Consider the following 21,725-nt stretch of genomic DNA (forward strand, 5'->3'; position numbering starts at 1 on the left):
CAGGAAAGAGCATTTATGTTTCAATGTTGAAATGCGCGCGGCGCACGTCGTACACCGCCTCACGATCATGACCCTTTTCAGGGGTGCAGCGCGTCATGAGGCAAGCATTGAATGGCGACGCGCGCAGCCCACCGGCGCACCCGAGCGACGGGTGGTGAGCCCATGTGCGCTCTGCGCCGGCCGCGGAGCGCGACGCTACTTCTTCGCCGTCACGTACCGGAAGTCGCACCGCTCGGCGCCCGTGCCGAGTGTGCCCGTGCGGCGGAGCTCGATGCCGTGGAGCTCTTTCACCTTGAGGTCGTCGAGGCGGCAGATCATGGGGACGATCTCCGGCGCGCCGTGCCGCCGCGCGAACGCCACGATCGGGCACGCGCGCACGTCGAAGGCCAGGAGCGCGCCGGTGCCGCTGGCCTCGTCGAAGCGGATGCCCTCCGGCTCGTCCGCGCGCAGGCTCATCATGAGCAGGCCCCGCGCTGGTTTCAGCCGGAACATCACATCCATGGCGGCGCCGAGGAGCGGGCTCCGGTTCAGCTGCTTGCGGTAGAAGGCCAGCAGCATGTCCTCGGCGATGCGCAGGGCCGGCTCCCGATCCACGCCGAGGTCGTGCAGGAGCGCCTCGTAGATCGCGAGCACCGGCGGGCCGAGCTCGAAGAGCTTGCGATTCGTGCTGCTCCGGAACTGCGGCATCGTCGCCTCCAGCGCGAGATACCGCTGCTTGGCGTGCGTGTGGAGCTCCGCCGCACACGCTTCGCCGAGCTCGCGCGTCGCGATGACTCGGCCTTCCGCAAGGATCTGCGCGAGACGTTCGGACGGCGACGACATGCTGGAAATTTACCACATGCGTCGCCGCGGCAAGCCTCCATGTGGGAGCTCTGTGATCGGATTGGCCGGCTGACGTGGCCTGCTGGCCGGCCAATCGACTGGCCGGCCAGCAGGCCAGTCCGATCAGCGGGCGGAGCCTGTTCCAGCCGGCCTGTGCGGCCAGAGGGTCAGCGATGCTCCTGCGATCGGGGGAGTTCGGTAGGGACGCAATATGGCTCTACCGGGATGCGTGGAGCACCGGACAGGGCGTCTGGTGAAATGAGGCAGAAACCTCTCAGCAACAGGCCCAGTCGGCTCCCGGGCGGCGATGCGCTCGCGGGCTCGGCAGGAGCCGGGCGTCCGCCTGTGCGGCGCTACGGCGCTGCCGGTCCCCACAGCCCGGGCACGCGCGTCCCGCAGGAAGGGCACGCGCCGCCGGAGAGGAGGACCTCCTGCGTCTCGTAGTTGAACCGCCGCACAACGACCTCGTGGCAGGCGGGGCAGCGTGTATGCGAGAGCTCACGGACGCGGTCGGCCACGTTGCTGACGTAGACGTACTTCATCCCCCGCGCGTAGGCGACGCCCGCCACGTCCACGAGGAACGCCGGGTCGGTCGTCATGCGATCGCGCATCTTGTAACGCGGGTAGAAGGCGTTGAGGTGCCAGGGGATGTCGGGGTCGACCCCGGCGATCTCGGCGCCGAGGGCGCGGAGGCCGGCCGCCTTGTCGTTGAAGCCGGGGACGACGAGCGTCACGACCTCGACCCAGTAGCCGAGGCGCCGGGCCTCGCCGATCGCCGCGAGCACCGGCTCGACGCGGCCGCCGAGCGTCCGGTATTGATCCGCGCTCCACCCCTTCAGGTCGACGCGGAACACGTCGGCGACCGGGCGCATGTACGCGAGCGCCTCGGGCGTCGTGTTGCCATCCGAGATGAGCGCCGTGACGAGCCCCCGCCGCTGCGCCTCGGCGAAGACGGCGCGCGCCCACTCGGCGGTGATCATCGGCTCGTTGTAGGCGCTCGCGAGCACCCCGCAGCCCGCCGCGACGGCCACCTCGACGAGATCCGCGGCGCTGATGTCGATGGGCTCGCCGTCGCCCTCCGGCTCGCGGAGGGCCTGGGAGACCTTCCAGTTCTGGCAATAAGGACAGCGCAGGTCGCACCCGAACATCCCGAAGGTGAGGGACCTCGCGCCGGGGCGCACATGGAAGATCGTGTTCGTCTCGACCGAGCGCACGTAATGGCGCGCGACGTAGCCGAACGGGACGCGCAGCTCGCCGTCCTTCTCGAAGCGGATCCCGCACGCGCCCGCGCGCCCCGGCGCGAGGACGCAGCGGTGCGCGCACGCGGTGCACCGGAGATACCCCTGCTCGGGACCGGGCTCGTAGAGCGCGCCCGGCACGGTGCGGCGGGCGAGCTTCGCCGTGAGGGGCTCGCCCATGGCGCCGCCCTCGCCAGGCCCGGCCGCGGCGCGCTCGCACGCGGGCTCGTTCGCGGCGCCGCGCACGAGGTCCTCCACGCGGACGTGCGGGCGGGCGTCCAGATCGCGCGCGTCGAGCGGAGCGTCGATCGCGGCTTTCGGGGCGCTGCGTCCGTTCGTCTCCATGGGAGAGCGGGCATCGCTAGCATCGCAGCCGCGAAAAACAAGGGCCTTGTGGTGCGGTGGCGTGGCGGCGCAGCTGGGCAGCGGCGCTGCGGTGGGCAGCGGCGCGGTAGGACAGCGGCGCTGCGGCGGGCCGCGGCGCTGCGGCGGGCAGCGAGGTGGGCCGGCGCAGGAGCGCTCTTGTCAGGCCGGCAGCGCGCCAGCGCCCTGCGCGAGCCGATCGAGCTCGTCCTGACCGAGCTCGCGCTCGCCGGCGAACGCGATCCCCACGACGGCGCGCACGCTCGCGGAGGCGTCGCGCACGGGCAGCGCCACCGCCGCCTGCGCCGCGACCGCCCTGGCCCCGGGCCGCACGTCGCCGGACGTGTCCGTCTGCAGGTTGCACGTCTGCACGGGCTGGTCGCGCTCCCAGGCGAGCCCGGCCATCCCCTTGCCCCGCGGGACGCGGCGCGTGATCTCCTGCACCTTCTCGGGGATGTTCACGGCGGCGGCCAGCGCGAGCGCATCGCCCTCGACGAGGTGCACCGTGCCAGCGATACCCCCGTTGTCGGCGACGAAGCTCCGAAGCCACGGCTCCAACGACTCTCGGCGCGCATGCATGCTCGCACCTTCGGCCGTCGCGGGGCCTGCGTCAACCCGGGGCAGCTCGCGGGACGCGCCGGATTCGTCAGGCCTCGTCCTTCACCCGCTTGGGCCAGCGCACGATGAAGGTGGCTCCTGCGCCGGGGCGCGACGAGACGGACACGCTCCCTCCGCGGCTCTGCACGATCTTCTTCACGACGGAGAGCCCTATCCCGGTGCCTTCCACCTTGTCGCGCGACTCGAGCGTATGAAAGAGATCCCAGATGCGCTCGTGGTACTCGGGCGCGATGCCGGGCCCGTTGTCGCTCACGGCGAACTCGACGTAGGCACCGGCGTCCTCCCACGTCACCTCGACGCGCGCGTCGCTGCGGCGCGCGTGCTTCAGGGCGTTGCTGATGAGGTTCTGGAACACCTGCTGCATCGGGACGCGCTCCGCGGCGATCGTCGGCATCCCGGGCGCGATGTCGACCCGGGCCCCCTCGGGCGGCGAGAGCAGCTCGACGACCTCCGCGAGCAGATGGCCGGTGTCGACGCTGACCACGTCGCCGCGCAGGCGCCCTGCCCGCGAGTAATGGAGGATCCCGTCGATGAGCGCCTCGAGGCGGCGCACGCGCCCGCGCAGGAGGTGGATGTACTCCTGCGTCGCGCCGTCCAGCTTCCCCGCAAGCGACTCCTCGATCCACTCGGACAGGTTCGCGATTCCCCGGAGGGGCGCCTTGAGGTCGTGCGAGGCGACGTAAGCGAACTGGTCGAGCTCCTGGTTCGTCTTCGCGAGCGCTGCAATGAGCTCCTCTCGGTGCTGGCTCAGCTGCTCGATGCGGCGCCGCGCGAGCACCTGATCGGTGATCTCGAAGGCGACCACCATGACGCCCGAGACGGCGCCGGAGGGGTCGCGGATGGGCTGAGCGACGTAGTTGAAGACGGCCTCGTCCACCGCGCCGCCGCGCCGGACGGGGATGGTCAGCTCGGTCATGCGCAGCGGCTGGCCGGCCTTGAGCGCGCGGTCCAGCATCGCGATCGCCTCGTGCTCGCCGAGCTCCGGGAACGCCTCGCGCACGCTCTTCCCGACGAGGTCCCGCCGGCCGACCATCTCGCAGTACGGCGGGTTCGCGACCTCGTAGCGGTGCTCGGGGCCGGCGAACACCGCGATGGGGACCGGCGCCTGCATGAAGAGGTCGTACAGCCGCTCGCGCTCGCGCTCGGCCGCTGCCCGCAATCGGGCGAGCTGGAGGTGCGTGGCGACGCGGGCGACGAGCTCGCGCGCGGAGAACGGCTTGGGGAGGTAGTCGTCCGCGCCCGCCTCGAGCCCCTCGACGCGCGACTCCTCCCCGGCGCGCGCGGAGAGCATGACGACCGGGACACCCCTCGTGCGCTCGTCCGCGCGCAGCGCGCGGAGCAGGCCGAAGCCATCGAGGTTCGGCATCATCACGTCGGTGAGCACGAGATCCGGCGGGCTGCGGCGCGCCGACGCGAGCGCCTCGGCGCCGTCGGCGACGGCCTCGACCGTCCAGCGCTCGCGCAGCACCCGCCCGACGTACTCGCGCATATCGGCGTTGTCGTCCGCGAGCAGGACGCGCCCCGACGGCCCGGCCGCGATCGCGGCGCCGTCGGACGATGTCCACGCCGCCGGGGCGAGGTGCTCGACGGCGTTATCACCCTCTGCGCCGGGGGGCGAGTCACCCTCTGCGCCGGGGGGCGAGTCACCCTCTGCGCCGGGGGGCGAGTCACCCTTTGCGCCGGGGGGCGAGTCACCCTCTGCGCCGGGGGGCGAGTCACCCTCTGCGCCGGGGGGCGAGTCGCCCTCTGCGCGGGGCAGCCAGCGGAGCGCCTCCTGCACATAAGGCGCTGCGCCCGTCGTCGTCGACGCCAGCGTCCGCGCGGCGTTCACGCGGTCCTTCGGCAGGTGCCCGGCCCCGCGAGGCAGGGAGACAGTGAACGACGTCCCCACGGAGAGCTCGCTCGTGACGTGGATGGTCCCGCCGTGGAGGCGGACGAGCTCGTGGACGAGCGCGAGCCCGATCCCGGACCCCTCGTGCGTGCGGGATCGCGCGCCCTGGACCCGATGGAACCGCTTGAACAGGTGCGAGAGCTCGCGATCCGGGATGCCCGTCCCGGTGTCCCGCACGGTGAGGTCGGCGCGATCGCCGTGCGCGCGGAGCGCGATCGAGACCGTCCCCTCGAACGTGAACTTGAGCGCGTTCGAGAGGAGATTGAGAACGATCTTCTCCCACATGTCGTGATCGACGTAGATGGGCTCGGGCAGCGGCGGGCAATCGACCTCGAAGGCGAGCCCCGCGCGCTCCATCGCCGAGCGGAAGGCGCTCGCGAGATCCGCGGTGAGCGCGGAGAGATCGGTCGGCTCATACGACGCCTGGATCCGGCCCGCCTCGATGCGCGAGAAGTCGAGCAGCGCGTTGACCAGCTTGAGGAGCCGGACCGCGTTGCGGTGCGCGGTCTCGAGATCCGCGCCCGACAGGCTCCGCTCCGCCGACGCGAGGGCGTCCTCGAGCGGCCCGAGCATCAGTGTGAGGGGCGTGCGGAACTCGTGGCTCACGTTGCTGAAGAACGTGGTCTTCGCGCGATCGAGCTCGGCGAGGGCCTCCGCCCGCCGCTTCTCCTCCTCGTACGCCTGCGCGTTCGCGATGCTTGCCGAGATCTGGCCGGCGACGAGGTGGAGGAAGCCGCGGTAATCGTCGTCGAAGAGGCGGAATGGATTCAGCCCGACGATCAGGACCCCGGCGCGCCCCGTCTCGCCCGAAGGGGAGATCGCGAGCGCGGCCGCCCGCGTCGGCGGCCTTTGCCATGCGCCGGTGGGGAGACCCCGGAGGTGAGTCGGTATCTCGACGACGCGGCAGGACTCGTGCTCTCGCAGCACCGCGGCGAGCGGCCACGGCGACTCGTCCGTGAGCGCGATCGTCTCGGGGGCCGCGGCGTGCCCCCGCTCGAACCCGGTGCTGCCCGCGAGCTGCACGCGCCGCCGGTCCGGGTCGACGACGTAGAGGAGCGCGAACGGGAGATCCTTCGCGTTGGTCGCGAGCGAGCTCGCGCTGCGCGCGCACACGTCTTCCCACGAGCGCCCGTGCGCGGTCCGCGCCGCGAGGTCGCGGAGGAGCGAGAGCTGCCGCTCTCCGAGGATTCGCCGCGTGTCGTCGGTATTGGCGCAGAGGATGCCGCCCGTGCCGCCCTGATCGTTCGGCACAGGGCTGTAGGAGAACGTGTAATACGTCTCCTCCTGGTAGCCGTTCCGCTCCATGATGAGGAGGAGCGCCTCGTCGTAGGTGCTCTCGTCGCGGCGCATCGCGGACGCGGCGCGCGGCCCGACCTGGCCCCAGATCTCGCGCCACACGACGGACGCGGGCTGCCCGAGCGCCTCGGGGTGCTTGCCGCCGACGATCGACTTGTAGGCGTCGTTGTACAGATTGATGAGCGAGTCGCCCCACCAGACGAACATCGGCTGGCGCGACGTCAGGACGATGCGCACGCACGTCTTGAGGCTCTGCGGCCACGACGAGACCGGCCCGAGCGGCGTCTTCGACCAGTCGATCGCGCGCATGCGCGCGCCCATCTCGCCTCCGCCGGCGAGGACCGCGCGAGCGTCCGCGCGATCCGGCGGCAGGCCATCCAGCTCGAGCGACATGGGCCCTTTGTAGCGTGCGGTGGGTGGCGGGAGAAGGGCAGAAAACAGGGCGTTTCGGCTGCTCAGGGGAGCCCGTACACCGCGGAGGGGCCGGCGCGCCGGCGCCGTTCACGGCGGCGCGTCGAGCACCGCGCGCAGCGCCCGGCGCGCCACGTCGGGCGAATAGCCCTGGCGCGCGAGGAAAGCATAGAGCTTCTGCCGTTGCTCCGCCGGAGCGAGCCCCGAGAGCGAGCGGAGCTTCTTGCGCGCCGCCCGCTCGGCCACGGCGGACTCGTCCGTTCCCTCCTCGGCCATGACCTGCCGTATGGCCGCGTCCGCCACGTCGCGCGAGACGCCTTTGCGGGCGAGGTCCTGCTCGATCCTGCGGCGCGACCGGGGCTTGCCCACGATGCCGGAGCGCGCCTTGGCCTCCGCGAAGCGCGCGTCGTCGAGCAGCCCGCTCGAGGTGAGGCGCTCGATCGCGGTCGTCACGTGCTCCCTGGGCTCGCCCTTCTCGATCAGGCGCTTCTCCAGCTCCCTGGCCGATCGCGCACGGAACGACAGGAGCCGCAGCGCCCGCTCGTAGGTCTTCTGCGCGGCCTCGCCGGCCTTTCGCGGCGGCTCTGCCGCGGCCCCGGGGCTCTCCTGGCCGGGGGTCAGGCCGGCGGCGGCCTGCTCGGGCACCGTGGCGAAGGGGACCCCATCCACCAGGATGACGACGTGGCCAGGCTTGTCAGGCGAGGGGGCGATTCCCGTGATGATCGGCATGCACGAGGGACGATGGCGCACCCCGCGCGGACCGCAAGCGCCAGCTCACCCCGCCTGCTCCCGGCCGCGGCGGGGCGCCCGCTGCCTTGTCTCACGGATCGAGCACGAGCACGCCAAACGCCTCGGGGACATGGAAGTTCGGCTTGCTCGTGCGGGGCGGGCTCCACGCGAGGTAATGCCGTGGGTCCTTGCCCTCCATCCGGTACAGGTTCATGGGCAGCCGCGCGTTCGGGGCGAGCGCGCCCACGATCCCCGGCGCCGCCAGCAGCGCCTCGATGACGGCCGTGCGCGCCTGCGCGTCCTGGCTCGTCGCGATCGTCGCGCCGCTCGACCACGCCGTGTCTTCCAGGCGCGCGTCGCGGTCGATGGCGATATCGAAGAAATGGCCGAACGGCCCGATCTCCACCTCGAAATACCGCCTTGGCGAGCCAGGGGCCGGCGTCAGGAAGAGCTCGATGCAATCCTCTTTATAAAGTCCCTTTCGCTCCGTGCCGACGGGCTTCGAGCGATCCGTGTTGAGCCCCGCGCTCGAGAGCTCGAAGAGCGCGTGGAGCCCCTGTTTCGACCAGAGGAAGCGCGCCCGCGTGGGGAGCCCGGTGGGCTTGCCGGCATAGTCGGTGTCCCACTGCACGGCCTTCGCGCGGCTCCAGGCCGCGTCGTCGGCCTTCCCGTCGAGCACGACCTGCTCTCCCGGCGGAAGAGGCGACGCGTGCGCCTCCGGCTTCGCGGGGCCTCCGCCCGGCCCTTCGCCCTGCTTCCCCTCGGGCGCCTTCTGCGAGGCCGGCGGCGCGGGATCGAGCCCCTTCGCGGGCCCGCCGGGCAAGGGCGCCTGTCCGGGCTCCCAGTCGAGCCGGAAGGGCGCCATCGCCTTGTAATGCACGGGCCTCGGGCTCTTCAGGAGATCTGCCCCGTCTCCCGTGATCGCCGTCGCCTTGAGATCCAGCCCGAAGCGCTTCGCCGCGGCGTCGATGAGCGGCGAGGTCCGGTGGCCGCCGAGCTCGCGCGCGAGCGCGGGGCTGTTCCAGACGCCGAGGAGCTCCGCCGCCACGCGGTCGACCCGCACCGGGTTCGTGCCGCCGATGGCCACCATCTCCGCCGTGGGGTGGAGGACCTGGAAGCCGTCTCCGCCCATCGCCGGCGCGCCGTCGCCGAGCACCGCGTCCGGCGCGGATATCTCGAGCACGTCGACCATGCGCTCGGCGAAGACGCGGAGCGACGATAAGTAAAGAGCTCTATCCTCCTGGCCAGCGGACTTCGTGTCCAGGTACGCCTTGAGCTCCCTGTGCATCCTCCACTTCTGCTTGTAGGCAGGCGCGCTGTCCGACAGCATGACCGTGCCCTGCATGCCCTTGATGCCGACGGAGATGACCGAGTACCGGTGCATCTTGAGCCGGGGGAGCGACAGGAAGAGCCCGTGGTCGAGGTGCTCTGCCAGCACCTTCGGCACGAGCAGCGTCGGGACGTGGGTCGTCTGGATGCCACGGACGGCGAGGGGCTTTCCGGGCCTGTCCCCGGCGACGTCGTAGACCCCGTCGTCGTCCATCGCGACGAGCGCGGCGCCCTCCTCCGCGGCCATCGCCTCATAGCCGGTGCGCTGCGCGATGTCCTTCCAGAACTTGTGCGAGTGGCCGCAGCCCTCGGCGATCGTGATCTTCGTGTGTCCGCGCGCCTTGAGGCACTGGACGACGCCTCGAACGAACTCCGGCTGGGTGATCCGGCCGGTCACGCCGTCGTCGCCCTTCGACTTTGCAGGGTCCTTCACGCTGTCGAACCCGCAGATGTTGGGTTTGAGGAGCACGGGAGTCGCCGCGGGGCGCCTCGGCACCACCGCCTCGCAGATGCGCTTGCCGAGCTCGAGGGGACCCTGGCCGCGGAGCACGGTGACGGGCGAGTCGTCGGCCTTGATGCGCTCGACGTGCCGCTTCCTGAGGGCGGCGCCGTCGATGCTGTCCGACGCGATCACCGAGGGCCCGGACTCGTACCGCTGCGACGCGCCCGCGACCACGTCGCTCGACGCGCTCGGGACGGCGGTCGGCACGGCCGGGTGCGCGGAGGCGGCGGCGAACGAGGAGGCGGTCGGTGCCGGCACGGGCGCCGACGAGGACGCCGCCGCGTCGGGCGGCGGCTGCGGGGCGGCGGGCCCGCCGTCGCTGGTAGGTCCGCCCGGCTGTTGCGGCCGGTCCCCGCAGCCCGCGAGGACGGCGACCAGCGCCGCGATCGCGAGGGAAAAGCGCCGCGCCCGGCGACCGTGGATCGCCCGTGTCGTGTTCATGCTCGCGGAGCACGATGGGGCGAAACGACGGCGGCGAGAAGGAAGAATTTTGATACAGCTCATGCGTTCCAGCGCAGGCGCGGAATGAACGGATGTGTGGCTCTGCTGGCGTGGAATTTACTTCCAATAGAGAATCCCTGCGAATAGAGGATGGGATGAAATCCGTTTCTGGCGTGTTCTCGGCCGTGATCGTGACGACCCTGCTGGCGCTGTCCGCGTGCGGCGGCAGCGTCGACGACGAGGGAAACAGCAAGGAAGAGGGCCCCTCCTGCGGGCTGGTCGCGGCGTGCGGCGGCGACCCGACAGGGACGTGGACGATGGATGAGGCGTGCCTGGATCCCTCGATGTTCGAGGACCTCGACGAGGGGTGTGACGCGGAGATCGACATCAGCGGCATGGTGGTGAGCGGACGCGCCGAATTCCGGGCCGATAACACCCATGTCACGACCGTCACGCAGCAAGGGCCGATCAAGGTGGTGTACCCTGCGGCGTGCCTCGCGGCCGAGGACATCCCGATGACGTGCGCGCAGCTCAGCGTGAAAATGCAGCGGGCTGCAGCTGGGAAGGAGTCGCCCTTCACCTCGGCGGAGTGTGCTCATGCGGGCGCCGACTGCGCGTGTACGTTTGTCTTGGAGCGGATCACGACGACGTCGATGGGCACCTGGTCGGTCTCCGGCTCCCTCTTGGCCGTCGAGTCCGAGGGCGAGGAGCCCGAGGAGAACCCGTTCTGCGCGCAGGGATCCTCGTTCACGAGAGGCTTCCCGGTATCGGCGCGAGCGGACGCCTCGGGGCCCATCAAGCACTACATGAGGTTCACGAAGGAGTGAGCCGCGGCGAGCCCGGTCGTCGGGGCGCCGCTCAGCGCCGGTCGAGCCCCACGATGCGGTCGAGCAGCGCCCGGTCGAGGCTCGCCTCGACCGCCGTGGCGAGCCGGTCGTACTCCTCGTGCCGGCTCGGTATCGCCGGCTCGCCCGCGACCCTGGGGAGCCCCCTCCGCTCGCGCAGCGCCGCGAGGAGCGACCGCCGGAGCCCGTCGTTGTCGAGGATCCCGTGGATCATCGTGCCCACCACGGCGCCGTCCGCCGACACGGCCCCGTCGAGCGCCGGCTCGGCCTTGCCGCCCCTCGATCCGATCGCGAACGCCGCGGCCGCGCCGCCCACCCGCTCGACGCGGCCCATGTGGATCTCGTAACCGGTCAGCTCTCCCGCGCCCTCGCTCTCGGCCTCTCCAATGCTCGCCGCGCCCGCCGCCCCCAGGAACGAGCCGCCCGCGAGCCGCGCCCGCACCTGCGCCACCGTCTTGGTCCGCTCGAACCGCGTCCACACCTCGAGCAACCCGAGGCCCCGCGCCGCCGGCTCGGCCGACTCGACGCCTTCCGGATCCTCGATCGCCCCGCCGAGCATCTGGCAGCCGCCGCAGATCCCGAGCGTCCAGCCGCCCTGCCGGGCGCGCGCCGCGACCGCCTCCGCGAGGCCGCTCGCGCGCAGCCACGCGAGATCGGCCATCGTGCTCTTCGTCCCGGGGAGCAGCACGAGGTCCGCATTCCCGATCTCGTCCGGCCGCTCGATGAACCGCACCACCACGCCGGGCTCGTGCTCCAGCGGCTCCACGTCGTCGTAATTCGATATCCGCGGCAGCCGGACCACCGCGATGTCGAGCTGCCCCGGGCCCGCCGGCGCCCGGCGCCGCCGGCCCTCCAGCGACACCGAGTCCTCGTCCGCGATGCGCAGCTGCTTCAGGTAAGGCACCACGCCGAGCACAGGGACGCCCGTCCGCGCCGTCAGCATGTCGAGCCCCGGCTCCAGCAGCTTGAGGTCGCCGCGGAACTTGTTGATCACGAACGCGGCCACGCGCGCGCGCTCGTCGGGCTCGAGCAGCGCCATCGTCCCGACAAGCGCGGCGAACACGCCGCCCCGGTCGATGTCGCCGGCGAGCAGCACCGGCGCGTCGGCGGCGCGCGCGACGTGCATGTTCACGATGTCGCGGTCCTTCAGGTTGATCTCCGCGGGGCTGCCCGCCCCCTCGATCACCACGACGTCGTGCGCCTCGCGCAGCCGCCCGAGCGAGCGGGCGATGATGTCCTTCAGCTCTCCCCGGTACGCGAAGTAGTCGCGCGCGTGCAGGCTGCCGATCGGCTTGCCGAGCACGATCACCTGGGAGCGGGAGTCGCCCTCGGGCTTGAGCAGCACCGGGTTCATGTCGACCGTCGGCGCGACGCGCGCCGCCTCGGCCTGCACCGCCTGCGCCCTTCCGATCTCGCCGCCGTCCAGGGTCGCGAACGAGTTCAGCGCCATGTTCTGCGACTTGAACGGCGCGACCCGGAGGCCCCGCCGCTGGAAGATGCGGCAGAGCGCCGTGCAGAGGAGGCTCTTGCCGACCGAGGACGCCGTGCCCTGGACCATCACCGTGAGCGCCGTCATCGGAAGAGCTCCTGTCCAAAGGATGCCGCCGCCAGGAGGGCCGCCGCGAGCCCGGCGAAGAGCAGCGCCGCGAGCAGCACGATCCGGCAAGCCTCGTCGATGAGCCCCCGCCGGAGCGGCTCCACGGGGTCGCCGAGGCGGTAGTGGCCGCGCTTCTCGAGCTCGACCCGGAGCAGCCCGGCCATCGCCGCCATGGGCCGGCCGGCGTTCGGGCTCTCGGTGAGGCCGCCGTCGCGCAGGAGCACGGCGAGGCCGCGGCGCGCGTCGGCGCCGCGGAGCCACCCGGCGGCGAGCAGGAGGAGCGCGGTGAGCCGCGCCGGCACGAAGTTCAGCGCGTCATCGAGCCGCGCCGACGCCTTGCCGAGGTACTCGTAGCGGCCGTGATAGCCGACCATCGCGTCGAGCGTGTTCACCGCGCGGTAGAAGAGCGCGCCGGGGAGCCCGAAGAGGGCGAAATAGAAGAGCGGCGCGACGAAGCTGTCCGACGCGTTCTCGGCGACCGACTCGACCGACGCGGCGACCAGCGCGGGCTCGTCGAGCTCCGACGGGTCGCGGCTGCAGAGGCTCCGCAGCGCGCCGCGGGCCGCGGGGAGATCGCCCGCCGCGAGGGCGTCGCGCACGCCGAAGGCCGCGTCGCGGAGCGCGCGGAGCGCGAAGGTGGGCTTCAGCAAGAGACCTGACAAAGCGAGCGCGAGGACGGGGTGCGGGGCGAGCAGCGCCGCGACGCCGGCGCCGAGCGCGGCGAAGAGGCAAGGGACGGCGAGGGCCATGAGCGCGCCCCAGAGGAGCTCCGCGGCGCGGCCGCCCGTGGGCGCGGCGCGCTTCAGGGCCTGGATCGCGGAGCCCATCCACACGACGGGGTGGACGGCGGCGGGGGGCTCGCCGCAGGCGAGGTCGAACGCGACAGCGACGAGCAGCGCGGCGGCGGCCGTCATCGCGCGTCCTCGCCGCCGCCGACGAGCGCGACCGGGCCGGGGCGCAGGCGCAGGATCGCGCCCATCACGGCCACGTAGAGCTCGCTTGCCGAGCGGCCGAGCCGCTGGTGCGCGCGCCCCGCGAGGTCGCGGAACGCCCGGCCGAGCCGGCTCTCCGGGACCACGCCCATGCCGACCTCGTTCGAGACGAGGACGACGTGCGGCGCCGCCGACTCGACCGCCGCGGCGAGCGCCTCGATGCGCTCCTCGATGGGCCCGAGCGCGCGGCTCTCGGTCTCGTCGCGGAGCAGCAGGTTCGACAGCCAGAGCGTGAGGCAGTCGACGACGACGACGTCGACGCCGGAGAGCGAGGTGATGCGCTCGGGGAGCGCGATCGGCTCTTCCACGGTGAGGAACGCGCCGCCTCGCTCGCGGACGTGCGCGTCGATGCGCGCCCGCATCTCGTCGTCGAACGGCTCGGCGGTCGCGATGAAGGCGCGGCGCTCGCCGAGCGAGCGCGCGAGGGAGAGCGCGAACGCGCTCTTGCCGGAGCGCACGCCGCCGCCGATGAGGGCGACCCGGCGCGGCGCCGTGCCCGGGCCGCTCATCGCGCGCGCTCCTTCCGGTGCGCGGCGGCGCTCGCGACGAGCCCCTCGGGGACGAGCGGGTTCGAGGCCCAGTGCGCGTGCACGTACGAGGCGAGGACGCTCCCCGCCCGGTACCCCTCGCGCGCGACCTGGCCGCCGCGCCGGCGCCGAACGGAGTAGGCGTGCTCGATCGGCAAGGGCGCGTGCTCGGCAGGCGGCGGCGCCTGCGCGGGCGGCGGCTCGGCTGGCGCCGCGGCCGGCTCGGCCGGCGCCGGCGCAGCGCGCTGCGACGGGCGGAGCTCGGAGTAGCGGAACTGGTGCCCGCGGAAGCGGAGCCCCGCGCCGCCCAGGATCGTGCGCGCCTGCGTCTCGACCTCCACGTACCCGAGCGCCTGCAGCTTCTCGCACATCGCGGCCTCCGCGGGCACGAGCCCGACCATGGGGTGCGCGCGCCCGTCCAGCGTGCGGATCGCCTCGGCCAGGTACATGAGCCCGCCGCACTCGGCGTAGATCGGGCCCCCACGGCCGGCGAACGCGCGGATCTCGTCGCGAAGCGCGGCGTTTGCGGCCAGGCGCTCCGCGTGCACCTCGGGGTAGCCGCCCCCGAAGTAGAGCGCGTCGACGTCGGGCAAGCGCGCGTCGCGGATCGGCGAGAACCGCACGAGCTCGGCCCCGGCGGCCTCGAGGCGGCGCAGGTTGTCCGCGTAGTAGAAGTGGAAGGCCTCGTCGAACGCCACGCCGATGCGCGCCTGGCGCGGCGGCGCCGTCATGCTGGCCGCCGACGTCGTCGCTGCCACCTCCGGCACCGGCGGCGCCGCGCGCGCGATCTCGAGCAGCGCGTCGAGCCCGATCCACGCCTCGGCCTGCGCGCCCCAGTGGTCGAGGCGCTCCTCGGGGAGCGCGGCCTCGTCGGCCGTGCGCAGGCCGAGGTGGCGCTCGGGGAAGCGCTGCGCCTCGTCCCGCGGCAGGCCGCCGAGGACCGGCAGCGACCGGTTCACCTGCGCCTGCGCCTGTCGAAGGATGTCGAGGTGGCCGCGGCTGCCGACCTGGTTGCACACGACAGCGGCGACGCGCAGCGCCGGATCGAAGCCCGCGAAGCCCTGGACGAGCGCCGCGACGCTGCGGGCCATCCCGGACGCGTCGACCACGAGCGCGACCGGCGCCTCGAGCCACTTCGCGATCTCGGCGGTCGAGCCCTCCTCCCCGGTCGGGCTCGCCCCGTCGAACAGCCCCATCACCCCCTCGATCAGCGCGACGTCGGCGCCGGCGGCCTCCGCCGCGAACGTCGACAGGACCGCTTCCCGGCCCATCATCCAGCCGTCGAGGTTGTGCGATGTCCCGGCCACGGCGCGGGCGTGGTACGTCGGATCCAGGTAGTCGGGGCCGCACTTGAACAGCGCGACCTCGAGGCCGCGGGCGCGGAGCGCGCGCGCGATCGCCACCGTGGCGGTCGTCTTGCCGACGCCGCTCGCCGTGCCGGCGACGACGAGCCGGGGGATGGCCCGGGACATCAGAAATCGACTCCGATCTGGGCCTTTTGCCCCTGCTCGAACGGGTGCTTCACCGATCTCATCTCCGTCACCAGATCGGCGAGCGCGAGGAGCGCGTCGGGCGTGTTCCTGCCGGTGATCACGACGTGCACGTGCGCGGGCCTCGCGCGCAGCGCCGCGAGCAGCTCGTCCTCGGCGATGAAGCCGTAATGGAGCGCATACGTGATCTCGTCGAGCACCACGATGTCCTGCTCGCCGCCCGCGATGAGCGCCGCGGCCTCCTGGAAAGCCGCGCGCGCCGCCGCCTTGTCGCGCGAGAGATCGTCGCTCTCCCAGGTGAAGCCGCGCCCCATGACGAGGAACGTCAGGTTGGGGAGCGTCTCGGCGAACAGCCGCTCTCCCGTCTTCCACTTCCCCTTGATGAACTGCACGACCGCGACGCGCATGCCCCGGCCGAGCGCGCGGAACACCATGCCGAGCGCGGCCGTCGTCTTGCCCTTGCCGTGGCCCGTATAGACGATGACGAGCCCTCGTCGACCTGCCGCCGCTCCGGCGCTCTCCTCCGCGCTCACGAGTCCTCCTCGGGCGTGCCAGGGACGAGGAGCTTCTTCTCGGCCTTGCGGAAGCGGTGGCTGAACTCCGGATCATAGAGCCGCGAGTCGGCGAAATCGGTGGAGGTGAGCACCCGGCCGACCAGGATCATCGACTGGGTCTTGATGCCCTCGGCCCGCACCTTCTCCCGGATGTCGGCGAGCGTGCCTCTCACGATCTTCTGATCGGGGCAGCTCGCCTTGTGGACGACAGCGACCGGGCAATCCGCGCCGTAGGCCGGGATGAGCGCCGCGGTCACGTCCTTGAGCAGGGTGATGCTCAGGAACAGGCACAGCGTCGCCTGGTGGCGGGCGAGCTCCTCGAGCCGCTCGGCGGGCGGCACCGGCGTGCGCCCCTCGGCGCGCGTCAGGATGACGGTCTGCGAGAGCTCGGGCAGCGTGAGCTCGCGCCCGAGCGCCGCGGCCGCCGCGGTGAACGACGAGACGCCGGGGATGATCTCGTACGGGATCCCGAGCGCATCCATCCGGCGCATCTGCTCGGCCGTCGACCCGAAGAGGACGGGATCGCCCGTGTGCACGCGCGCCACGTCGTCCCCTGCGTCCCTGGCCTCGACGAGGACCTCCACGATCTGGTCGAGGGTCATGCCGGAGGAGTCGATGACGCGGGCGTCCGGCCGCGCGGACGCCACGACCTCCGGCGGGACGAGGGAGCCCGTGTACATGACGACCGGGCAGCGAGCGACGAGCTCGGCGCCGCGGACCGTGATGAGCCCGGGATCGCCCGGACCCGCGCCGATGATGTAGACGCGCATGGAGTTCTTTCCTTGCTTCGTGCGCCGGCGATCCCGGAAGGGACCGCGGGCGCGCGAAACTAGAGCGGTCCCGAAGCGAACGCCAGCGTTCTGGAGCCGCGCGCTCGGCGCGAAGAGCGAAGATGACGAAGACGAAGCGCAGGCCCGAGGAGACGAACCTGCGGTGTGCGCCGGAAGGCTCCCGGCTTCTCCCTCAGACGTGCGGGGCCGGGGCCTTGCTCAGGGCATGCGCCTGTGATGCGATGGGAGGTCGCACCCCTCTTCAAGGAAACGCCATGGACCAGCAGAACGGAAGGTCTCAGCCCTCGGCGCCCATCCTGTGCGCGGCAGCCCTCTTCGAGCCGACGCTCCCGGCCGCGTGGGGACCCACGCTCGATCTGCTCGCCGACATCGAGGAGCTGCAGGACGCGACGAAGGGCAGCCGCGAGGAGCGGGAGGCGAGGGGGCGCGATCTTCGCGAGCGGCTGATGCGCGGCATCGACGCCCTGAGCGAGCCGACCCCGGACGAGTTCCATGCGGCGAGCGCGTCGTTCCGGGCCTGGTTCACCGAGGCGGTGCTGCTCTGGCTCCGGTTCGCCGGCAGCAGCTCCGCGCCGCTCATCGATACGGTCGCGTCGCGCCCGCTCCTGGATTTCCCGCTCGATCTGCCGGAGGGCAGCGAGGGGATCCCGCGCGTCCGGCGGGCGCTGCGAGAGGCGCTCGGGTGGGACGAGGCGGAGCTCGCGCAGGTCGAGGCCGCGATGGATCATATGACCTCCAACCTCGCGGTGAAGCACGCGATCACGAAGGCGATCGCCTCGGAGCTCGCCGCGAAGGGGGGCGCGTCGCCCGCCGCGTGCGCCGAGCTCATGAGCGCGATCTACGGCCCGTTGCCGTGGCGCCCGGGCGACGTGGATCTGCTCATGACATCGACCGCGATCTTCCTGTGCATCCGCGCGTCGGCGCCGGCGACCGGCTCGCCCGGCGCGGCGGGCTCCGGCGAGGCGCCGCGGCTCGAGGTGCCCGGCTGGGACGAGCGCCCGGAGGAGGAGCGGCGCGCCATCTCCGCCTTCATCGCCCGATGCGACGACACGAACACCGCGGCGACGGCGCGGTTTCCCGCGTTCGGCTACTTCGACCGCGCGGCCATCGATCCGGCGCTCGCGCGCTCCCTCGCCGACGCGGCCGCGGTCCCGACGGAGATCGTCACACAGACCCTCGCCACCATGGTGATGGTCCTCCGGACACCGGAGGTCGAGGACTACGTGGTTCATGACGCCTGGGGCCATGCGTGGCAGGAGGCGCTGGCCGAGTTCGAGTGGGAGTACGCGGTGCTGCCGCGGATCGAGGAGCCCCTCGCGCTCGACACCGTCTTTCCCGGCGCGGTCGGCCCCGGCATCGCCTCGGCCTTCGTCGAGCGCGGGGGGCGCACCGAGCTCGACGAGGCGGCGCTGCTCCGCTTCGCCGAAGCCGACATCAGGGCGCGACTCCAGGTGGCCGCGAGCAACGGCATCGCCGAGATGCTCGCCGATTTCATGGAGAGCAAGTACGCCTGGCACAGGCCCTCCCTGAAGCTGCCGGACGCGTCGCTCCTCCCCATCACGGGGCTCAAGCTCGATCTGACGGTGGGGGACGTTCGCCGCCAGGTCGCCCGCTGGTCGAAGCCGTACCGCGCGCTGGCCGAGGACGAGGGGGCGCGCGCCCGCCTCGTCGACGCGCTCTCGCCGCGCGTTCCGGCAGCGGGGCTCAAGGAGGCGGTGGATCAGGCGGGCGCGCTGCTGTGGCGCGAGCTCGCGACGGCGTTCGACGACACGCTGCGGCCGGTGGCTGCCAAGGGCGGAGGGATCCGCGCGAGCGCGTGCCGCCGGATGGTGCTGCAGCTCGCGCAGGTCGCCGCGGTGCTCGAGCGGACGCTCGCCGCGTCGTGCGCTGACGGGCCACGGAGCGGGTCGCGGAGCGGGCCGCGGACGGAGCCCGCCTGGCGCGACCCGGCGCTGTGCGTGGACCTGCTCCTGGTGACGATCGCCCGGTTCTACGAGCACGAGCGGCAGAGGAACTTCTGGCACCTGGACCAGGTCCTCTCGACCGGGTTCGTCGAGGCCTGCAGCCGGCTCCGGGCCGCCATCGCGAACCCCGAGTCGCCCTGAGTCTGTCCTCCGGAGATGGCGTATACTCCCGCCGATGTCCGGCGCCCAGCGCGACGTATTTCGGCTCTGCGGGACCACGATCGACGGCAAATACCGTGTCCTCTCCGCCGTCGGCGCCGGCGGGTTCGGCGTCGTCTATCGCGGCGTGCACGAGGGGTTCGACGCGCCCGTCGCGATCAAGTGCCTCAAGCTGCCCGACGAGCTCTCGCCCGAGGCGCAGCAGGATTTCATTCGACGGCTGCGCGACGAGGGGCGGCTCCTGCTCCAGCTCTCACGCCTCTCGCCCGGCATCGTGCAGGCGCTCGACATCGGCGCCTTCACGACCCAGGACGGCGCTCGCGTGCCCTATCTCGTGCTCGAGTGGCTGGACGGCGAGACGCTCGCCAGCCACCTCGAGCGCCTGCGCGCCGGAGGCGGCGGCACCCTGTCCCGCCGCGAGGCGATACGCCTGCTCGACCCCGCGGTGCGCGCCCTCGCGGTGGCGCACGAGCAGAACATCGCCCACCGCGACGTCAAGCCGGAGAACCTCTTCCTCGCCGAGGCGGGGGGCGCGAGGACGCTCAAGATCCTCGATTTCGGCATCGCCAAGATCATCGGCGATCAGCGCTCGCGCACCGCGGCGCTCGCGAGCACCGCGGAGGGGCCGTCGGTGTTCACGCCCCGCTACGGCGCTCCGGAGCAGTTCGACAAGCAGCGGGGCGCGACGGGGCCATGGACCGATGTCTTCGCGCTCGCGCTCGTCTTCGTGGAGCTCGTGACGGGGGCTCGGGCGCTGGAGGGGGAGGGGATCGTCGAGCTCTATTCGGTGGTCGTCGATCCTGCGCTGCGCCCCACGCTGCGAGCGCGCGGCGTCTCGGCGCCGGACGCGGTCGAGCGCGTGCTCTCGCGGGCGCTCAGCGTCTCTCCGCGCGACCGGTACCCCGACGCCGGCGCGTTCTGGCGCGCGCTGGTCGCCGCCGAGGGGATCGAGGATGAGCTGCCGAGCCTCCCGGCGCGCTCGCCGCCCGCCGCGCGAGAGGCCGAGACCCAGGTCGACGGCGCCAACGCGCGCCGCGGCCCTGCGCCAGGCGCCCAGCACGCGGGCACGCCCGCGGGGATCGGCTTCGAGCCGACCGTGCCGTACCGGACCGACCCGGCGTCGCCGCGCCCCGATGGCGCGCCGCCCGCGCCGGCCGGTGCGGAGCCTGCGCCGCGGCCGGATCACGGGGCCGCGTCGGGCGAGGCCGTCGTGGTGCGGACCGCACGCGACGAGCGCGCGCGGCCGGGCCGGCGCGGGCTCGTCGCGCTCGCGCTGGCGGCCTCGGCGGTCGCGGGCGCCACGGTCGCGGTGCTCCGGCGTCCCCCGGAGCCGCCGCCCCGGCCGAGCGGCGCGGCAGTCGCCGCCCCGGAGCCGCCGCGCCCCGCCTCGAGCAACCCGGAGGCCGCGGCGCTCTACGAGGAGGCGCTGCAGGCCTACCGTGACGGCGCGCCGGACGTGGCCGCGCGCACGATGGAGCGCGCCGTGGCGCTGGATCGTGGCCTCGGCGCCGGCCATCTGCGCGTGGCGATCTGGACGTTTCGACAGAGGCCGGCCGAGGCGCGCGAGCACTTCCAGCTCGCGACCCGGCACCGGGCCGCCCTCGGCGAGCGCGACATGGCGCTGCTCGACGCGGCCGAGCCGTACGTGCGCCAGCCCTCCGACGCCGTGTCATGGGAGCGGCGGCTCGAGGCCGCGGTCGCGAGGTTTCCGGCCGATCCGGAGCTCCTCGTGTACCTCGGTTCGGCGAGGTTCGCGCAGCTCCGGTTCGACGCCGCCGTCGAGGCCTACGATCGCGCGCTCGCCCTGGACCGGGGCCACGTGCTCGCGTGGGGGTTCAAGGGAGAGTCGCTCGGGATGAAGGGGGACGTCGCGGCGGAGCTCGCCGCCTACCAGGCCTGCGCCGAGACGGCTCCCGGCGCGACGCTCTGCCTCGCGAACCGGGTGCGCCTCCTCCATCGCCAGGGCGATTGCCGGCAAGTGGAGGAGCACGCGCGCCGCTGGCTCTCGATCGATCCGAGGGCGGCGCCGGCGCACCGGCACCTGGCGCTGGCTCTCCACGCGCGGGGCGCGCCGCGCGAGAGCGTGCTCGTGGCGCTGGAGCAGGGGTGGGCGGCGGTCCCCGAGGGCGAGCGGAGGGCGAAGGAGCTGCTCGACCGGAGCTCGCTCGCGGTCATGGACGGCGATTTCGAGCTGGCGGTGGAGCACGCCCGCGCGTGGCAGCGCGAGGTCGCCGGCAGGAACGATCAGGACGCGCACGCGAGCCCGGCCCTCAAGCTGGCGGAGCTCTACCGTGAGATGGGCCTGCCGCGGGAGGCCGGGCGTGTGGCGGACGATTTCCTCCGCCGGATGAGCGCCTGGTCCGAGCCGGCGACCACGGCCGACTGGACCATCGCGTTCTTGCCGTACAGCTTCCGGGCAGCGTCGATGACGCAGGAGGCGTACGACGCGGCGCGCTCGGCGTGGCTGGAGCGGGTCCAGTCGAAGTGGCGCGCCGCGGCGCAGGAGATCAAGCCGGAGCACCGCTGGCTGCTCTGGACCGAGGCGTACGCCGCCGGCGTGGAGACCGCGGCCGACGCGGCGGCGGCGTTCAAGACGATGCCGCTCGACCAGCCGCTCCCGTCGGAGAGCGGCCGGTGGCTCCTGCTCGATCTGCACATCGGCAAGGTGTACGCGCTCGCGGGGAAGGGGCAGGAGGCGATCGGGCCGCTGACGCGCGTGGCGCGCTCATGCGCGGCCCTGGCCGACCCGTTCTCGACCACGGAGGCGCGGCTTTATCTGGGGATGGCCCTGGAGGCGACAGGCGATCTGCGCGGCGCCGCTGCGGCGTACGAGGCTGTCCTCGAGCGCTGGGGCAAGGCGCGCCCGCGATCCATCTCCGCGGAGCAGGCGCGGGCGCGGCTCGGCGCGTTGCGGGCGCGGCGCTAGGCGTTGAGCGCGTGCCTTAATACTACAGTCGTACTTATTCCTGGAGCGCGCCGCGCGCTTCTGCGCAGGTTCGCCGACGGGATCGTCAACCGCACCATCGCCCCGCAATATCACCGACTCCTCGAGTACGCCGGGTTCGCTGGTGCGAATATCGAAGCCGAGGCGTTCGCCACGATGGGTTCGGAGCACTACGGATTCTTCCCCGAGCTGTTCGCGCAGGTGGCGGAGCTGTCCGACGTG

The 21,725-nt window shown here is 72.7% G+C and carries 15 protein-coding genes; 3 read left to right on the forward strand and 12 right to left on the reverse strand.

All coding sequences use genetic code 11. The features are described from left to right. Positions 1-195: 195 nt before the first annotated feature. The 6 genes from WME73_RS01155 to WME73_RS01180 all read right to left on the reverse strand — a co-directional run bounded on the left by WME73_RS01155 (position 196) and on the right by WME73_RS01180 (position 9,640). Positions 196-822 (reverse strand): L-2-amino-thiazoline-4-carboxylic acid hydrolase, encoded by a 627-nt coding sequence (locus WME73_RS01155; RefSeq protein ID WP_437914481.1) that lies wholly within the window; start codon positions 820-822, stop codon positions 196-198. Positions 823-1,175: 353 nt separating this feature from the next. After that, positions 1,176-2,405, reverse strand: coding sequence for a radical SAM protein (locus WME73_RS01160; protein ID WP_437914482.1), 1,230 nt, complete (start codon positions 2,403-2,405; stop codon positions 1,176-1,178). Positions 2,406-2,585: 180 nt separating this feature from the next. Continuing rightward, a complete protein-coding gene (locus tag WME73_RS01165; protein ID WP_272097267.1) occupies positions 2,586-3,002 on the reverse strand; it encodes a GAF domain-containing protein in 417 nt (138 codons plus the stop codon). A 67-nt stretch (positions 3,003-3,069) separates the two neighbouring features. Beyond that, positions 3,070-6,621 carry an ATP-binding protein gene (locus tag WME73_RS01170; protein ID WP_437914483.1) on the reverse strand — a complete coding sequence of 1,184 codons (3,552 nt, stop codon included), beginning with the start codon at positions 6,619-6,621 and terminating at the stop codon, positions 3,070-3,072. Positions 6,622-6,729: 108 nt separating this feature from the next. Beyond that, complete coding sequence (locus tag WME73_RS01175; RefSeq protein ID WP_437743702.1) at positions 6,730-7,368, reverse strand: regulatory protein RecX; 639 nt, start codon at positions 7,366-7,368, stop codon at positions 6,730-6,732. Positions 7,369-7,459: 91 nt separating this feature from the next. Continuing rightward, positions 7,460-9,640: a DUF362 domain-containing protein gene (locus WME73_RS01180; RefSeq protein WP_437914484.1), complete on the reverse strand. Its 2,181-nt coding sequence runs from the start codon at positions 9,638-9,640 to the stop codon at positions 7,460-7,462. A 155-nt stretch (positions 9,641-9,795) separates the two neighbouring features. Between WME73_RS01180 and WME73_RS01185 the strand changes: the two genes are divergently transcribed. After that, positions 9,796-10,467 (forward strand): hypothetical protein, encoded by a 672-nt coding sequence (locus WME73_RS01185; RefSeq protein WP_437914485.1) that lies wholly within the window; start codon positions 9,796-9,798, stop codon positions 10,465-10,467. 31 nt (positions 10,468-10,498) lie between these two features. On the opposite strand, the gene WME73_RS01190 is transcribed toward WME73_RS01185, so the two are convergent. Genes WME73_RS01190 through cobM form a run of 6 tightly spaced genes read right to left on the reverse strand, consistent with a single transcriptional unit; the run spans position 10,499 to position 16,415 of the window. Further along, positions 10,499-12,061 carry a cobyric acid synthase gene (locus WME73_RS01190; protein ID WP_437914486.1) on the reverse strand — a complete coding sequence of 521 codons (1,563 nt, stop codon included), beginning with the start codon at positions 12,059-12,061 and terminating at the stop codon, positions 10,499-10,501. After that, entirely contained in the window at positions 12,058-12,996 is a 939-nt protein-coding gene (gene cbiB, locus WME73_RS01195) for an adenosylcobinamide-phosphate synthase CbiB (protein ID WP_437914487.1), read from the reverse strand. The genes WME73_RS01190 and cbiB overlap by 4 nt, the downstream gene beginning before the upstream one ends. After that, entirely contained in the window at positions 12,993-13,583 is a 591-nt protein-coding gene (gene cobU, locus WME73_RS01200; RefSeq protein ID WP_437914488.1) for a bifunctional adenosylcobinamide kinase/adenosylcobinamide-phosphate guanylyltransferase, read from the reverse strand. The genes cbiB and cobU overlap by 4 nt, the downstream gene beginning before the upstream one ends. Further along, positions 13,580-15,073 carry a cobyrinate a,c-diamide synthase gene (locus WME73_RS01205; RefSeq protein ID WP_437914489.1) on the reverse strand — a complete coding sequence of 498 codons (1,494 nt, stop codon included), beginning with the start codon at positions 15,071-15,073 and terminating at the stop codon, positions 13,580-13,582. Before WME73_RS01205 ends, cobU begins: the two co-directional genes overlap by 4 nt. Next, entirely contained in the window at positions 15,073-15,624 is a 552-nt protein-coding gene (gene cobO / locus WME73_RS01210; protein ID WP_437914490.1) for a cob(I)yrinic acid a,c-diamide adenosyltransferase, read from the reverse strand. Before cobO ends, WME73_RS01205 begins: the two co-directional genes overlap by 1 nt. Then, positions 15,621-16,415 (reverse strand): precorrin-4 C(11)-methyltransferase, encoded by a 795-nt coding sequence (gene cobM, locus WME73_RS01215; protein WP_437914491.1) that lies wholly within the window; start codon positions 16,413-16,415, stop codon positions 15,621-15,623. The genes cobO and cobM overlap by 4 nt, the downstream gene beginning before the upstream one ends. A 275-nt stretch (positions 16,416-16,690) precedes the next feature. Here cobM and WME73_RS01220 point away from each other — a divergent pair, with 275 nt between their 5' ends. Both WME73_RS01220 and WME73_RS01225 read left to right on the forward strand, forming a co-directional pair. Further along, entirely contained in the window at positions 16,691-18,541 is a 1,851-nt protein-coding gene (locus tag WME73_RS01220) for a hypothetical protein (RefSeq protein ID WP_437914492.1), read from the forward strand. A 34-nt stretch (positions 18,542-18,575) separates the two neighbouring features. Then, the gene (locus tag WME73_RS01225) at positions 18,576-21,485 is read left to right on the forward strand and encodes a protein kinase domain-containing protein (protein ID WP_437914493.1); all 2,910 of its coding nucleotides are present in this window, start codon (positions 18,576-18,578) and stop codon (positions 21,483-21,485) included. Positions 21,486-21,725: the final 240 nt, after the last annotated feature.

The organism is Sorangium sp. So ce302, from assembly GCF_051530145.1.
Lineage (GTDB): Bacteria > Myxococcota_A > Polyangia > Polyangiales > Polyangiaceae > Sorangium > Sorangium cellulosum_B.

Coding starts and splice junctions, on each gene's coding strand:
- WME73_RS01155 (WP_437914481.1), bottom strand. CDS start 822: ATGTCGTCGCCGTCCGAACGTCTCGCGCAGATCCTTGCGGAAGGCCGA.
- WME73_RS01160 (WP_437914482.1), bottom strand. CDS start 2,405: ATGGAGACGAACGGACGCAGCGCCCCGAAAGCCGCGATCGACGCTCCG.
- WME73_RS01165 (WP_272097267.1), bottom strand. CDS start 3,002: ATGCATGCGCGCCGAGAGTCGTTGGAGCCGTGGCTTCGGAGCTTCGTC.
- WME73_RS01170 (WP_437914483.1), bottom strand. CDS start 6,621: ATGTCGCTCGAGCTGGATGGCCTGCCGCCGGATCGCGCGGACGCTCGC.
- WME73_RS01175 (WP_437743702.1), bottom strand. CDS start 7,368: ATGCCGATCATCACGGGAATCGCCCCCTCGCCTGACAAGCCTGGCCAC.
- WME73_RS01180 (WP_437914484.1), bottom strand. CDS start 9,640: ATGAACACGACACGGGCGATCCACGGTCGCCGGGCGCGGCGCTTTTCC.
- WME73_RS01185 (WP_437914485.1), top strand. CDS start 9,796: ATGAAATCCGTTTCTGGCGTGTTCTCGGCCGTGATCGTGACGACCCTG.
- WME73_RS01190 (WP_437914486.1), bottom strand. CDS start 12,061: ATGACGGCGCTCACGGTGATGGTCCAGGGCACGGCGTCCTCGGTCGGC.
- cbiB (WP_437914487.1), bottom strand. CDS start 12,996: ATGACGGCCGCCGCCGCGCTGCTCGTCGCTGTCGCGTTCGACCTCGCC.
- cobU (WP_437914488.1), bottom strand. CDS start 13,583: ATGAGCGGCCCGGGCACGGCGCCGCGCCGGGTCGCCCTCATCGGCGGC.
- WME73_RS01205 (WP_437914489.1), bottom strand. CDS start 15,073: ATGTCCCGGGCCATCCCCCGGCTCGTCGTCGCCGGCACGGCGAGCGGC.
- cobM (WP_437914491.1), bottom strand. CDS start 16,415: ATGCGCGTCTACATCATCGGCGCGGGTCCGGGCGATCCCGGGCTCATC.
- WME73_RS01220 (WP_437914492.1), top strand. CDS start 16,691: ATGGACCAGCAGAACGGAAGGTCTCAGCCCTCGGCGCCCATCCTGTGC.
- WME73_RS01225 (WP_437914493.1), top strand. CDS start 18,576: ATGTCCGGCGCCCAGCGCGACGTATTTCGGCTCTGCGGGACCACGATC.